Below are 13,723 nucleotides of genomic sequence, written 5' to 3'. Positions count from 1 at the left end.
ACGCTAGCAGGGCGGCACCCGGCCCGGCCGGGTGCCCGACAGGCCGCGTCGGTCCCGTTGCGCGGGCTCGATACGGGTGTCGCCGTAGCGGCGGGTCCGCCACGGGGTCCAGCCGTCGGGCCAGGCGATCTCGGGTCCTGACGCCGACCGCTCCACGACGACCACGCTGCCCGGGGTGACCCACCGCCCGGTCGCCAGCGCGGCCAGCATGTCGAGCACCTGCGCGTCCTCGACCTCATAGGGCGGGTCGGCCAGCACCAGGTCCACGGGCACAGGCGCCCCGGTGCTCAACGCCGCGGCCACGGCCGACCGGCGCACCGTCGCACCGTCGACCCCCAGCGCGGCGATGTTGCGTTCGATCACCGCAGCCGCCCTGGCGTCAGATTCCACGAACAGCGCCGAGGCGGCGCCGCGCGACAACGCCTCCAGGCCGAGCGCGCCGGACCCGGCATACAGGTCGAGCACCGCAATGCCGGCGAAGTCGATGCGCGCGGCCAGCATGTTGAACAGCGACTCCCGCACCCGGTCGGTGGTGGGCCGGGTCCCCAGCCCGGACCGCTGTTGCGGCACCGCGATGCGACGCCCGCCCAGGCTGCCGGCCACGATGCGGGTCAGGCTGATCCCCCGGTCGTCGCCTGCGCGTCGCGCGTGGACCCATCGCTGTCGACCACCACCAGCAGGTCCCCGCCCTCGACCTGGGCGGTGGCCGACACGGCCACCCGAGCGACCGAACCGGCCTTGGGAGCGGTGATCGCAGCCTCCATCTTCATCGCCTCGATCGTGGCGATGGTCTGGCCCGCCTGGACCGACTCGCCCTCGCTGACGCTGACCGTGACCACCCCGGCGAACGGGGCGGCGACGTGGTCGGGGTTGGTCCGGTCGGCCTTCTCGGCGGCGGGAACGTCGCTGGCGATGCTGCGGTCGCGCACCACGACGGGGCGCAGCTGGCCGTTGATGATGCACATCACCGTGCGCATACCCCGCTCGTCGGGGTCGGAGATCGCCTCCAGACCGATGAGCAGCTGGACACCGCGTTCGAGGGTGACACGATGTTCGTCGCCGTGGCGCAGGCCGTAGAAGAACTGGTTGGCCGACAGGCTCGAGGTGTCTCCGTAGAGCTCCCGGTGGGCCTCGAATTCCTTTGTCGGACCGGGGAACAGCAGCCGGTTCAGCGTGGCCTGACGGACCGGACCGGACTGGCTGAGCGCCTCGGTGTCCTCGGCGGACAGCTCCTCCTGCGGTTTGGCCGGCGCCCGGCCCGCCAGCGCCTTGCTGCGCAACGGCTCGGGCCAGCCACCGGGCGGATCACCCAGCTCCCCGCGCAGGAAGCCGATCACCGAGTCCGGGATGTCGAAACGCGCAGGGTCGGCGGCGAACTCGTCGGCGCTGATGCCCGCGCCGACGAGCGCCAGCGCCAGATCACCGACCACCTTGGACGACGGCGTCACCTTGACCAGCCGGCCCAGGATCCGGTCCGCCCCGGCGTAGGCCGCCTCGACCTCCTCGAAGCGGTCACCGAGACCCAGCGCGATGGCTTGCTGACGCAGATTCGACAGCTGCCCGCCGGGGATCTCGTGGTGATACACCCGGCCCGTCGGGGCGGGCAGCCCGGACTCGAACGGCGCGTACACCTTTCGCAGCGCCTCCCAGTACGGCTCCAGGTCACAGACCGCCGACAACGACAGCCCCGAGTCGTATTCGGTGTGAGCAGACGCGGCGACGATGGAACTCAACGCCGGCTGGCTCGTCGTCCCCGCCAGCGACGCCGACGCCCCGTCGACGGCGTTCGCCCCGGCCTGCCAGGCCGCCAGATAGGTGGCCAACTGCCCGCCCGGGGTGTCGTGGGTGTGCACGTGCACCGGCAGGTCGAACCTGCTGCGCAGCGCCCCGACCAGCGTGGCGGCGGCCTGCGGGCGCAGCAGACCCGCCATGTCCTTGATCGCCAGCACATGCGCGCCGGCGTCGACGATCTGCTCGGCGAGCTTGAGGTAATAGTCCAGCGTGTAGAGATTCTCCCCCGGGTCCGACAGGTCACCGGTGTACGACATCGCGACTTCGGCCACCGCGGTGCCGGTCTCGCGCACCGCATCGATCGCCGGCCGCATCGAGTCGACGTTGTTGAGCGCATCGAAGATCCGGTAGATGTCGATGCCCGTCGCCGTGGCCTCCTGCACGAAGGCGTGGGTCACCGACTCCGGATACGGCGTGTAACCGACGGTGTTGCGTCCCCGCAGCAGCATCTGCAGACAGATGTTGGGCACGGCCTCGCGCAGCGCCGCCAAGCGCTCCCACGGGTCTTCCTTGAGGAACCGCAGCGCGACGTCGTAGGTCGCCCCGCCCCAGCACTCGATCGACAGCAGCTGCGGCGTCATCCGCGCGATGTAGGGCGCGACCATCAGCAGTCCCGACGTACGCACCCGGGTGGCCAGCAGCGACTGGTGCGCATCTCGGAACGTCGTGTCGGTCACCCCGATCGCCTTGGATTCCCGCATCCAGCGCGCGAACGCCTCAGGACCCACCTCGGTCAGCAGATGCTTGCTGCCCCGCGGCGGCATCGCGTCCAGATCGATCTGGGGCAGCTTGTCGTGCGGATAGACCGTCGACGGCCGCGGCCCGTGCGGCTGGTTGACGGTCACATCGGCCAGGTAGTTCAGTATCCTGGTGCCGCGGTCTGCCGGGGAGCGCGCCGTCAGCAGGTAGGGCCGTTCGTCGATGAACGACGTGGTCACCCGTCCGGCCCGGAAGTCGGGGTCGTCGATGACGGCCTGCAGGAACGGGATGTTCGTCGAGACCCCGCGGATGCGGAACTCGGCCAGCGCGCGGTGCGCACGCGCGACCGCAGTGCCGAAGTCGCGGCCCCGGCAGGTGAGTTTGACCAGCATCGAGTCGAAGTGGGCGCCGATCTCCCCGCCCAGCACCGCCCCGCCGTCCAGGCGGATACCGGCGCCTCCCGGCGACCGGTAGGCGGTGATCCGGCCGGTGTCGGGACGGAACCCGTTCGTCGGGTCCTCGGTGGTGATGCGGCACTGCATGGCCGCCCCGCGGATCCGCATCCCCTCCTGGGACAGGCCCAGATCCGCCAGCGTCTCCCCCGATGCCAGACGCAGCTGGCTGGAGACCAGGTCGACGTCGGTGATCTCCTCGGTGACGGTGTGCTCCACCTGGATCCGCGGATTGCACTCGATGAACACGTGATGCCCGCGCTCGTCGAGCAGGAACTCGACCGTGCCCGCGCAGGTGTAGTCGATCTGGCGGGCGAACGCCACCGCGTCCTGGCAGATCCTGGTGCGCAGTTCCTCGGACAGGTTCGGCGCCGGGGCCAGCTCGATCACCTTCTGATGGCGGCGTTGCACGCTGCAGTCCCGCTCGAACAGATGCATCACGTTGCCGTCGGCGTCGGCCAGGATCTGCACCTCGATGTGACGGGGGTTCAGCACCGCCTGCTCGAGATAGACCATCGGGTCGCCGAACGCCGATTCGGCTTCCCGGCTGGCGGCCTCCACCGCTTCGGGCAGCGCGGCGCGATCGGCCACCCGGCGCATGCCGCGCCCGCCGCCGCCCGACACCGCCTTGACGAACAGCGGGAACTCCATCCCTTCGGCGGCTGCCACCAGGTCGTCCACCGAGGCCGACGGCTCCGACGAGGCCAGCACGGGCAACCCGGCATCCCGGGCGGCCGCGATGGCGCGGGCCTTGTTGCCGGTCAGCTCGAGCACCGCGGCGCTGGGGCCGACGAACGTGATACCGGCCTGCGCGCAGGCCGCGGCGAGTTCCGGGTTCTCCGAGAGGAATCCGTAACCGGGGTAGACAGCGTCGCACCCGGCTTCCAGAGCCACCCGCATGATCTCCGAGACCGACAGATAGGCCCGGACGGGATGACCCGTCTCGCCGATCTGATATGACTCGTCGGCTTTCAACCGGTGCAGCGAGTTGCGGTCCTCGTACGGGTACACCGCGACGGTGTCGATGCCCATCTCGTAGGCCGCGCGAAAAGCACGGATCGCGATCTCACCGCGGTTGGCTACCAGGACTTTGGAGATCGAAGAGTTCTGACCGGCCACGGTTCACCCTAACCGCATCGGCCACGTGCAGGTCAGAGAAGGGTCGACCAGTAATTCCAGAACCGGACGAGGATCAGCAGCACGACCGCGGCGAACCACAGCGTCACGACCGACCAGCGCCAGCTGTACAGCGTTCTGACCAGGCGTGAACCGCTGCGCTGGGGGGCCAACGCGATGCCGGCGGTCACCACGAGTAGCGGGATGGTCACCGCCCACACCACCATGCAGTACGGGCACAGCGCGCCGATGCGGTAGAGGCTCTGGAAGATCAGCCAGTGCACGAAGACGGTGCCCGCCAGGGTGCCGACGGTCAGGCCCGCCCAGTACCAGCGGGGCAACCGCACCCGCCCGACGGCCAGGACGCCGGTGACGAGGACCACGGCGAAGGACACGATCCCGATGAGCGGATTGGGGAAGCCGAACAGCGATGCCTGCGGGGTGGTCATCACCGATCCGCAGGACAGCACCGGGTTGATGCTGCAGGTCGGCACATAGTCGGGGTTGATGAGCAGTTCGATCTTCTCGATCGTCAGCGTCAGCGCCGCTGCCAGCCCGACGAATCCGGCGATCAGCACCCACAGCGCGCTACTGCGCGGAACCGCGACCCCGCCCGCCCGGCCGCTGGACGGGGCGTCCTGGCCCACCGGGTCCGCGGTGACGGTCATGACGCCGGGGTGGGCGCCTGCGCGGGCGGCGCCGCCTGGAGGCCGGGCACGTCACCGACGATCTCTTCGATCTTGGCGACCAGCGCCTCGGGGGTGCTGTACTGGTATTCCTCGCCGTTGATGCGCAGCGTCGGGGTGGCCTTGATGCCGGTGGCGCCCGCCATGCCGGCGACCATGTCGACGTAGGTGCCCTTGTTGATGCATTCGGGGACGTTGCCCGAGGCGCCGGCCTGGCGGGCCAGTTCGACCAATTGCGCGTTGTCCGGGTAGGAAGTTCCCATCTCGCTGGGTTGCTGCGCGAACAGCGCGGAGTGGAAGCGCTTGAAGGCGTCGACCGATTCGTCGGCCACGCAGTAGGCGGCCCCACCGGCTCGCGACGGATAGTTGTTGTTCTGCGGGCGGTCCAGGATGCCGACCATGTAGTAGTCGACGGCCGCCGCGCCCGAGTCGGCGATGTTGGCCAGGGTCGGACCGAACTGCTGCTCCAGCGCCGCGCAGTGCGGGCACAACGCGTCCTCGTACAGCGAGATGACGGCCTTGGGCTCGTCGGTGCCCTCCTTGGTGATCACGCTGTTGGACGCCACGCGCACCGACTTGGTCTCGCCCGCGGTGGGCTTGTCGTCCGCCGACATCAGGATGTAGAGGATGAGCGCGGCGGCGAACAGCACCACGACCGAGGTCAGCCCGATCTGCACGAACAGGTTGCGCTTCCGGTCCGCTGCCTTCAGGTCGTACCGCGCGTTCTTCTTGGGTTTGGAGGCCACGGACACAGCGTACCGGCGCGCAAACGCGGGTTTAGCCGGCGCGGGTCAAATGCGCGCGGATGGCCGAGATGACCTCCGAGGTGGCGGTCGCACTCGCCCCACCGAGGGTGAAGAAGTTGGCGAAGCCGTGCACGACCGGCCCGTACTCGCGGTAGTCCACCGCGGTGCCCGCCGCGCGCATCGCGTCGGCGTACTGCCTGCCCTCGTCACGCAGCGGGTCGAAGCCGGCGGTGACCACCAGCGCCGGGGCCAGGCCCGAGAGATCGTCGACGAGCAGCGGGGACACCTCCGGGGCGGTGGCGTCGAACCGGGAGCCGCCGAGAAACCGCTCCTTGAACCAGGCGATGTCGCGGCGGGTGAGGAAGAACCCGCGGGCGAACAGGGTCTTGGACCTGGTCTGGCTTTCGTAGTCGGTCACCGGATACAACAGCACCTGCAGACTCGGGGGCGACACCCCCTCGTCGCGCGCCCGCAGCGACGCCAACGCCGCCAGGTTCGCCCCGGCACTGTCGCCTCCGACGGCGACTCGGTGCGGATCGGCGCCCAGCTCGGCGGCGTGCTCGCGCGCCCACAGGTACGCGGCGTAGGCGTCCTCGGCTCCGGCCGGGGCCGGATGCTCGGGCGCCAGGCGGTAGTCGACGGAGACCACGTGCAGACCACCGGCGCGACAGATCTCACGGCACAGGTCGTCGTGGGTGTCGAGACTGCCCATCACGTGTCCGCCGCCGTGGAAGAACACCAGCAGCGGGGCGCCGGATTCGGCGGGGCGATAGTGCCGGGCCCGGACCGGTCCGGCGGCACCGTCCACCTCGATGTCGGTCACCGATGTGACCGGGATGCGCTCGGCGAAACTGGCGGCCAGCAGCTCGAGCTGGGCCCGCGCGGTGACGTGATCGTCGTCGCCGACCAGCCCGTCGAGTCCCAGCGCCCGCTGGCCGGCGAGCATCAGCTGCAGGGTGACGTCGAGGGTGTTGCCGTCGAGGGTGATCGACCGCCCACCCATCAGCAACCGCTTGATCCGGTCGGGTATGTGCGGCAGCGCGCGCAGGGTCACGCCCGCAACCTTGTTGGCGACGACGTCGACGGTGCGGATCTTCGGGCGCTGCGTCGGCGCGATACTCGTCTGCGTCATGTGTGCTCCATCTGTCTCACCCGGACCCGGGCAGGTCGCGCCCTGGTGGCGCCGACAGCAGTTGGGTCCGATCCCGAAGCAGATTAGGTGACCATCGGTGGCGGCAATATAGTCAACGGCGAAATCGTGACTCCGGACCCACTGCGGGTGAACGCCGGGGCCACCTACGAGCATCCACTTCAGCAGGGCAGGTGACATGACCTCGGCGGCAGCAATCCCCACCGTCACACTCAACGACGACAACACGATGCCGGTCATCGGCCTCGGAGTGGGTGAACTGTCCGAGGCGGAGACCGAGCAGGCGGTGTCGGCCGCGCTGGAGGCCGGCTACCGGATGATCGACACCGCCGCCGCCTACGGCAACGAGGCGGCCGTGGGTCGCGCGGTCGCGGCATCGGGCATCGCCCGCGACGAGTTGTTCATCACCACCAAGCTGGCCACCGAGGATCAGGGTTTCCAGTCCTCGCAGGACGCGCTCCGGCGCAGCCTGGAACGTCTCGGCCTCGACTACGTCGACCTGTACCTGATCCACTGGCCGGGCGGTGAGCACGGCAAATACATCGACAGCTGGGGCGGACTGATGCGCGCCAAGGAGGACGGTCATTCCCGTTCGATCGGCGTGTGCAACTCCCACGCCCAGCACCTCGAGGATCTCATCGCGCTGTCGTTCTTCACCCCGGCGGTCAACCAGATCGAGCTCCACCCGCTGCTGAACCAGGCCGAACTGCGGGCCGTGAACGCCGAGAACGGCATCACCACCGAGGCCTACGGCCCGCTGGGTGTGGGCAATCTGCTGTCCAACCCTGCCGTCACAGCGATCGCCGAGGCCCAGGACAAGACCCCGGCGCAGGTGCTCATCCGGTGGAGCCTGCAACTCGGCAACGTCGTCATTCCCCGGTCTTCCTCGCCGGAGCGGATCGCTTCCAACCTGGACGTCTTCGGGTTCGAACTGACCGACGACCAGATGGCGTCGTTGAACGGCCTCGACAACGGCACCCGGTTCCGTCCGGATCCGGAAACCTATACCGGCGCCTGATTCACCCGCCTCCTCCAGCTTCCCTCCAGCGCTGACGTCGTGCAGCGCCCCCTCCTCCGAGCAGTCCCGCGCGCCGTCATGCCCGTGTTCAGGTGTGTTCGGGCGTGGCCGATGACTCCTGCCCGACGGCGGTGGTGATGCCGCCAACGGTCCCCCGTATGTTTAGAAATACCCCATGGGGTGTATTTGAAGCGGGCAGGCATCCGCACCGCGGCCGTCGAACGGACAAGGAGGCACACCGGTATGACGCTCGCCGTCGCCCTCGGCTTCGGGGCGCTGATCGGGGTGCTGCTGGGCCTACTCGGCGGCGGTGGGTCGATCCTGGCGGTCCCCGCCCTGGTCTACGCGGTCGGCCTGGACATGCGCCAGGCGATCCCGATCTCGCTGCTGGTCGTGGGGGTGGCCTCGGCGGTGGGGGCCGTGCCGCGCATCCGCGCCGGACAGGTGCAGTGGCGCCTGGCTGCGGTGTTCGCCGCCGCAGGCATTCCGGCGACGTTCGCCGGGACCGCGATCAGCACACGCCTGCCCCAGAGTGCGCTGCTGATCGGCTTCGCCGCGGTCATGGTGCTGGCCGGGGCGCGGATGCTCAAGGACACCGCGAGCACCGGCACCGCCTGTGACGTCGGCCAGGACGGCATCGACTGGCGCCGATGCGCTCCGCGATCCATCCCGGCCGGCGCACTGGTCGGTGTGCTCACCGGACTGTTCGGGGTCGGCGGGGGGTTCCTGATCATCCCCGCACTGGTCATCGCGCTCGGGGTGGACATGACGATCGCCGTGGGCACCTCACTGCTGATCATCGTCGTCAACTCCGCAGCCGGGTTCCTGTCCCACCTGCAGGGCCTGCAGATCGACTGGGCCGTCACCGCGTCGTTCGCCGGCGCCGCCACGGTCTGCTCGCTGATCGCCGGGTCGCTGGCCACCCGCCTGCAGACCGAACGGTTGCAACGCTGGTTCGCCTACCTGGTCTTCGCCGTCGCGACCTTCGTCGTCGTCGACACGATCTGGCTGCACTGACCCCCGACCGCACTGACCCCAATTGCACCGATCCGACACCAACCATCACACGGGAGGAACACCATGGACGTGACCATCATCGAGACATCCGGCCTGGGCGACCGCAGCTATCTGGTCAGCGCCGAAGGGCGCGCCGCGGTGATCGATCCGCAACGCGACATCGACCGCGTCCTCGACCTCGCCGACGAGAAGGGCGTCTCGATCACCCACGTTCTGGAGACCCACATCCACAACGACTACGTGACCGGCGGCCTGGAACTCGCCCGCACCCTCGGCGCCGAATACGTCGTCGCGGACGGCGATGACGTGGGGTTCACCCGCCGGGCGGTGAGCGACGGAGACGTCGTCGACGTCGGCCCGATGAGCTTTGCGGTGCTGCACACCCCGGGCCACACGCACACGCACGTGAGCTATGTCCTCCGCGACGTGTCGGGTTCGGCCGTCGGGGTGTTCACCGGCGGCTCGATGCTGCACGGCACGACCGGGCGAACCGATCTGGTCGACGACGACGACACCGTCGAGCTCACTCACGCGCAGTACCACTCGGTGCGCCGGCTGGCCCACGAACTCGGCGACGACGTCGAGGTCTATCCGACCCACGGTTTCGGCAGCTTCTGTTCGGCGACGCCGGCCAGCGGCGACAGCTCGACCATCGGCGACGAGCGGCAGAACAATCCGGCCCTGACCAACGACGAGCAGACCTATGTCGACCAACTGCTGGCCGGTCTGGGCGCGTATCCGGCCTACTACGCGCACATGGGCGTCATCAACACCGAAGGTCCTGCTCCCGTCGACCTGTCCCTGCCCGAACCGGTGGACCCGGCAGAGCTGCGCCGCCGCATCGATTCCGGCGAATGGGTGGTCGACCTGCGCAGCCGCACCGCCTTCGCGGCCGGCCATCTCGCCGGAACCTTCGGCTTCGAGTTGTCCACACAGTTCGCGACGTATCTCGGCTGGCTGTACCGCTGGGGTGCCCCGATGACCCTGGTCGGTGAGGATCGCGACCAGATTCTCTCGGCGAGAAGGGAACTGGCCCGCATCGGAGTCGACAACGTCACCGGTTCCGCCGCCGGTGACATCTCCGCGCTGGCCGGCGGTGAAGCACTGCAGAGCTATCGAGTGGCCGCGTTCGACGACCTCGCGGGCGCGCTGGACCGCGACGAGGTGACCGTTCTCGACGTGCGCCAGACGACTGAATTCGACGGCGGCCACATCCGCGGCGCGCTCAACATTCCGCTGCACGAGCTGCTCGCCCGCCGCGACGAGGTGCCGGCCGGTGAAGTCTGGGTGCACTGCGGTTCCGGCTACCGGGCCTCCATCGCCTGCTCGCTCATCGAACGCGCGGATCGCGCGGTCGTGCTCATCGACGACGCCTTCGACAAGGCCCCCGAGTCCGCCCTGGTGTCCTAGGGTTCGCGGACGTGACCCCCGACGATCTGGTCGTCAGCCTCGTCGCCGCCGACGCGACGACCGTGCTGATCGACGGACGGTCGGGCGCGGGAAAGTCGACGCTGGCCGACCACCTGCAGCGGCGGTGGTCGGCCAGTTCGGTCGTCCGCCTCGACGACATCTACCCGGGCTGGGACGGGCTGGCGTGGGCGGTCGAGCACGTCGGCACCCGACTACTCGCACCCCGCGCACACGGTCACCCGGGACGATGGCGCCAGTGGGACTGGGCCACCGGCGCCCCCGGACCCTGGCACACGGTCGAGCCCGGCACCCGACTCATCGTGGAGGGGGTCGGCGCGCTGTCCGCCGCGCATCGCGAGCTGGCCGATCTCGGCATCTGGGTGACCGCCCCCGACGAGGTGCGCCGCCGTCGCGCCCTGCACCGCGACGGCGACACCTACCGCCCGCACTGGGACCGCTGGGCGGCTCAGGAGGAGCAGTTCATCAGCGAGTTCGCGCCCCAGGCGGCCGCCGACGTCACCGCGGTCGAGACCGGCGCCGGGTGGTCCTGGAGCTTTCACCGGCGGTGACCGATGCCCGGCGTGGCGCCATCTTCGCGCTCTGCAGTAGCTTGGGAGGTTCCACACGGGAGTGCACACCGAGTGCGCTGAGAGGACGGCTGACGGCCGTCGACCGTACGAACCTGACCGGGTAATGCCGGCGTAGGGAGATGTGATGGATCAGCCCCACCCTGATGACACCGGGTCTTTTCACGGCACCGGGTCCTTTCATGGCACCGGGTCGTTTCACGGCACCGGGTCGTTGCGCTGGCGCGTGGTCGACATCGTGGTCGCCAGCGTGCTCGCCGTCGCGGCCGGATTGGTGTTCGTCATCTGGAACGTCGCGCACAGCCCGATCACCGCGCCGCTGAACGCACTGCTGCCCGGCCTGCAAGCGCTCGCCGGTGGCGGGTGGCTGTTCGCCGGTGTGCTCACGGCACTGGTCATCCGCAAGCCAGGCGCAGCACTGTACGGCGAAGTCGTCGCGGCTACTGTGTCGGCGTTGGTCGGCAACCAATGGGGCGTGCTGACCATCGAATCGGGGCTCGTGCAGGGCCTCGGCGCCGAACTCGTGTTCGCCGTGTTTCTGTACCGGCGGTGGAACCTGCCCGTCGCGATCCTCGCCGGCGCGCTGGCCGGGGTCGCGTTGGCCGTCAACGACCTGATCCTCTGGTACCCGGGGGCCACCACCGCGTTCGCGGTCATCTACACGGCATCAGCGGTGGTCTCCGGCGCCGTCATCGCCGGGGTCCTGTCCTGGTTCGTCGTCAGAGGCCTGGCCAGGACCGGCGCCCTGAGCCGCTTCGAGTCCGGGCGGGCGTTCGCGCGTTCCGCCACCTGATGCCCTCCGCGGCGTCCACCCGCGTCGGCGCCCGCGTGACGGCGCAGCACTGGGGTTGGCAGCACGCCGGGCAGAACACTTGGGCGGTCAGCGAACTCGACCTCGACATCGAGGCCGGCCAACGGGTCCTGGTGTTGGGGCCGTCCGGCTCCGGAAAGTCCACTCTGCTGCTGGGCCTTGCCGGGCTGCTGGGTGGCGCCGACGAGGGACACGAGACGGGTCGTCTCCTCGTCGACGGATCTCGTCCCGCCGATCGACGCGGGCTCATCGGAATGGTGCTGCAGGACCCGGATTCGCAGGTGATCCTGTCGCGGGTGGGCGACGACGTGGCCTTCGGCATGGAGAACTTCGGGGTGCCACGCGCAGCGATCTGGCCGCGCGTCGACACCGCCCTTCGCTCCGTGGGTCTGAATCTTCCTGTATCGCAAGACACCTCCACTCTGTCGGGCGGTCAGAAGCAGCGCCTGGCACTCGCCGGGGTGCTGGCGATGAATCCGGGCCTGATCCTGCTCGACGAGCCCACCGCGAATCTGGACTCCGAAGGGGTCCTCGAGGTCCGTGATGCGGTGACCGCGGCCGCCGAAGCCAGCGGCGCCACCGTGGTCGTGGTGGAGCACCGCACCCAGACCTGGCTGCCCGTCGTCGACCGCGTCGTCGTCCTGGGCCCGAACGGTCAGGTGGTGGCCGACGGCGCGCCGGAGCCGACCATCGCGCGCCAGCGCGAACACCTGCTGCAGTCCGGGATCTGGGTGCCCGGAGCTCCCCCGCCGCGGATCTTCCGGCACCGTCCGGCGGCCGACGACCCCCTGCTGAGCGCCACCGACCTCTCAGTCGGCTACCCCGCCGCCCCGGTTCGCGCGGGCCTGGACTTCCAGATCCGCAGGGGCCGGGTGATGGCCGTGACCGGGCGTAACGGCAGCGGGAAATCGACGCTGGCGCTGACCCTGGGCGGCTTGTTGCCGCCGCAGGGCGGCCGGCTCCGCGCGCAGGCGCAGTTCGCCCCCTCACCCAGACGTGTGGAACCCATCGGCTGGCGCTCCAAGGAGTTGCTCACCCGCATCGCCACCGTCTTTCAGGACCCCGAACACCAGTTCCTGACCGGCAGCGTGCGCGACGAGATACTGCTCGGACCGAAAGCGCTGCGCCACAACAGCACCGAGGCCGCCGCCCGGGCCGACGAGCTGCTCGACCGGCTGCGCCTGAGCCACCTCGCGCATCGCAATCCCTACACCCTCTCGGGCGGCGAGAAGCGCCGCCTGTCCGTGGCCACCGTCCTGATCACCCGGCCGGCGTTGATCGTCCTCGACGAGCCCACCTTCGGCCAGGATCGACGCACCTGGGTCGAGCTCGTCGCGTTGCTGTCCGAAATCGCCGACGGCGGAACCGCGGTCGTCGCCGCCACCCACGATGACGAGTTCGTCGAGCTGCTCGCCGACGACCGGGTGGAGCTGCGGTGACATCGCTGGATGCCGGAACCCGTCCGGCCCTCAATCCTGTCGCGACGTTGCTGACGGCAGCGGTGATCGCCGTGGCGTTGGTGCTCAGCGTCGACTGGGTGTCGGCACTGACCGCTCTGATGCTGGAGATCCCACTGTTTCTCGCGCTCAGAATCCGCCTGCGCACCGTAGCGGTCCGCGGCGCCGTGGTCACCGTCGCGGCCGCGTTGACCGCGCTGACAAACCTGCTCTACGGGGAGCCGAGCGGCACCGTGCACTGGCACTTCCTGTTGATCAACGTCAGCGACGGCTCCATCGAGCTTGCGGGCGCGATGTTCCTGCGGGTGCTTGCCATCGCCCTGCCGTCGGTGTTGTTGTTCGTCGATGTCAGCCCGACCCAACTCGCCGACGGGTTGGGGCAGGTGCTGAAACTCCCCGCCCGCTTCGTCATCGGAGCGCTGGCGGGGCTGCGCATGGTCGGCCTGCTGCGCCAGGACTGGCAGTATCTCGGTTACGCCCGCCGGGCTCGCGGGGTCGCCGACACCAACCGAATTCGGCGCGTCTTCGGACAGGCGTTCGCCCTGCTGGTTTTCGCGCTGCGCCGCGGTTCCAAACTGGCAACCGCCATGGAGGCCCGCGGATTCGGCGCCCACCCGACCAGAACCTGGGCACGGCCGTCGTTGTTCGGCTGGCGCGAAGCGGCCCTGATCGCCTATGGCACTGTCATTGCGGCCACGGCCATCGCGGTCGCGGTGGCCGCGGGCACCTGGCAGTTCATCGGTGGACGATGACGGTTGGGTCGCCCGCATTGTCGCGGCGGTG

12 protein-coding genes and 1 riboswitch are annotated in these 13,723 nt (G+C 69.6%); of the genes, 7 read left to right on the top strand and 5 right to left on the bottom strand.

Features of this window, described 5'->3' with window-relative positions:
- Positions 1-3: 3 nt before the first annotated feature.
- The 5 genes from rsmD to J3476_RS16445 are packed head-to-tail and all read right to left on the bottom strand — an operon-like array spanning position 4 to position 6,622.
- Positions 4-615 carry a 16S rRNA (guanine(966)-N(2))-methyltransferase RsmD gene (rsmD, locus tag J3476_RS16465; protein WP_207067568.1) on the bottom strand — a complete coding sequence of 204 codons (612 nt, stop codon included), beginning with the start codon at positions 613-615 and terminating at the stop codon, positions 4-6.
- Positions 612-4,040 carry a pyruvate carboxylase gene (locus J3476_RS16460; protein WP_207067567.1) on the bottom strand — a complete coding sequence of 1,143 codons (3,429 nt, stop codon included), beginning with the start codon at positions 4,038-4,040 and terminating at the stop codon, positions 612-614. The genes rsmD and J3476_RS16460 overlap by 4 nt, the downstream gene beginning before the upstream one ends.
- A gap of 53 nt (positions 4,041-4,093) precedes the next feature.
- Entirely contained in the window at positions 4,094-4,726 is a 633-nt protein-coding gene (locus J3476_RS16455; RefSeq protein WP_207067477.1) for a vitamin K epoxide reductase family protein, read from the bottom strand.
- On the bottom strand, positions 4,723-5,490 hold the full coding sequence (locus tag J3476_RS16450; RefSeq protein ID WP_207067476.1) for a DsbA family protein: 768 nt from the start codon (positions 5,488-5,490) through the stop codon (positions 4,723-4,725). Before J3476_RS16450 ends, J3476_RS16455 begins: the two co-directional genes overlap by 4 nt.
- 31 nt (positions 5,491-5,521) lie before the next feature.
- Positions 5,522-6,622 (bottom strand): alpha/beta hydrolase fold domain-containing protein, encoded by a 1,101-nt coding sequence (locus tag J3476_RS16445; protein ID WP_207067475.1) that lies wholly within the window; start codon positions 6,620-6,622, stop codon positions 5,522-5,524.
- Positions 6,623-6,818: 196 nt separating this feature from the next.
- Between J3476_RS16445 and J3476_RS16440 the strand changes: the two genes are divergently transcribed.
- The 7 genes from J3476_RS16440 (at position 6,819) to J3476_RS16410 (ending at position 13,692) form a co-directional block, all read left to right on the top strand.
- Complete coding sequence (locus J3476_RS16440) at positions 6,819-7,658, top strand: aldo/keto reductase (protein ID WP_207067474.1); 840 nt, start codon at positions 6,819-6,821, stop codon at positions 7,656-7,658.
- A gap of 243 nt (positions 7,659-7,901) precedes the next feature.
- Complete coding sequence (locus tag J3476_RS16435; protein WP_207067473.1) at positions 7,902-8,675, top strand: sulfite exporter TauE/SafE family protein; 774 nt, start codon at positions 7,902-7,904, stop codon at positions 8,673-8,675.
- A gap of 63 nt (positions 8,676-8,738) precedes the next feature.
- A complete protein-coding gene (locus tag J3476_RS16430; protein ID WP_207067472.1) occupies positions 8,739-10,085 on the top strand; it encodes an MBL fold metallo-hydrolase in 1,347 nt (448 codons plus the stop codon).
- An 11-nt stretch (positions 10,086-10,096) separates the two neighbouring features.
- Complete coding sequence (locus J3476_RS16425) at positions 10,097-10,654, top strand: AAA family ATPase (protein WP_286183227.1); 558 nt, start codon at positions 10,097-10,099, stop codon at positions 10,652-10,654.
- 45 nt (positions 10,655-10,699) lie between these two features.
- A riboswitch (TPP riboswitch) is annotated at positions 10,700-10,811 on the top strand.
- On the top strand, positions 10,800-11,465 hold the full coding sequence (locus J3476_RS16420) for an ECF transporter S component (RefSeq protein ID WP_286183226.1): 666 nt from the start codon (positions 10,800-10,802) through the stop codon (positions 11,463-11,465). (Overlaps the previous riboswitch by 12 nt.)
- Positions 11,465-12,922, top strand: a complete 1,458-nt coding sequence (locus tag J3476_RS16415) for an ABC transporter ATP-binding protein (RefSeq protein WP_207067471.1) — start codon at positions 11,465-11,467, stop codon at positions 12,920-12,922. Before J3476_RS16420 ends, J3476_RS16415 begins: the two co-directional genes overlap by 1 nt.
- Positions 12,919-13,692 carry an energy-coupling factor transporter transmembrane protein EcfT gene (locus tag J3476_RS16410; protein WP_207067470.1) on the top strand — a complete coding sequence of 258 codons (774 nt, stop codon included), beginning with the start codon at positions 12,919-12,921 and terminating at the stop codon, positions 13,690-13,692. Before J3476_RS16415 ends, J3476_RS16410 begins: the two co-directional genes overlap by 4 nt.
- The last annotated feature ends 31 nt before the right edge of the window (positions 13,693-13,723 follow it).

The organism is Mycobacterium sp. PO1 (assembly GCF_017312405.1).
Lineage (GTDB): Bacteria > Actinomycetota > Actinomycetes > Mycobacteriales > Mycobacteriaceae > Mycobacterium.
Note: the sequence above shows the minus strand (reverse complement) of the source record. Positions and strands in the feature narration are given on the sequence as shown.